At 40.8% G+C, this 975-nt stretch carries 1 protein-coding gene and 1 pseudogene; both read right to left on the bottom strand.

Features of this window, described 5'->3' with window-relative positions; all coding sequences use genetic code 11:
• A partial coding sequence (locus GMD4S_RS09395; protein WP_000947311.1) for a pyridoxal-phosphate dependent enzyme occupies positions 1–464 on the bottom strand: 464 nt, incomplete at its 3' end.
• A gap of 79 nt (positions 465–543) precedes the next feature.
• A pseudogene (locus GMD4S_RS09400) lies at positions 544–975 on the bottom strand (ketol-acid reductoisomerase); the annotation flags it as partial.

Below are 975 nucleotides of genomic sequence, written 5' to 3' on the forward strand. Positions count from 1 at the left end.
TGAACATGCGCATCATCAAAAGGATCGATAAAGGTGCGGTTTTCTGTCAATGTAAATTCTTGTGCTGCCTTAGCAGAAGCATCAAAGGTATCCCCAACCAACTTGATTGTCACGAACTCTCCACCGAAAAAGCGAACCTGCCCAATCTTTTGTTGCGGTGTTGTGATGGGCATAAAAATGGTTGCAGGAATCTTCATCTCATTACAAGTATAGGCGACACCTTGGGCATGATTTCCCGCAGAGGCACAGACTACACCACGCTCGCGTTCTTCTTTTGATAGTTGAGAAATGGCATAATAGGCTCCACGAATCTTAAAAGAGCGAACTCGTTGCGCATTCTCCTTTTTGAGATAAATCTTTGCTTGGTATTTTTCTGATAAATAATGATCATATTCTAGTGGTGTATCAACTACTACACCACTCAAAACTTTGTGGGCTCTCACCACATCTTTTGCACTTAGCATTGTCTCCTCCTCAAGTACTTTTCAAGATAAAAAACGAGTTAGGTACCCCCAACTCGCCTTCTGTCTCTCTTTACAAGAATTAATTGTAGATTTTGAATGCGTCGTCGTCGTTTTTACCAACGAAAGGCATTGCTTTACGCAATTCTGCACCAACTTTTTCAATTTCAAGGTTAGCTGCTTGTTCACGGTAAGCAGTTAATTTTGGACGACCAGCCTTGTAGTCATTTACAAAGTCATTTGCAAATTTTCCATTTTGGATATCTGCCAAAACAGCTTTCATGTTTTCTTTAACTTGCTCAGTAATCACACGTGGACCTGATACATAGTCACCGTATTCAGCAGTGTTTGAGATAGATTGACGCATTTTCTTGAATCCACCTTCATAGATCAAGTCAACGATCAATTTCATTTCATGAAGAACTTCAAAGTAAGCCAATTCTGGGGCATAGCCTGCTTCTGTCAAGACTTCAAAACCTGCTTCGATAAGGGCAGTCAAACCACCACAAAGTAC

The organism is Streptococcus sp. GMD4S (genome assembly GCF_000296955.1).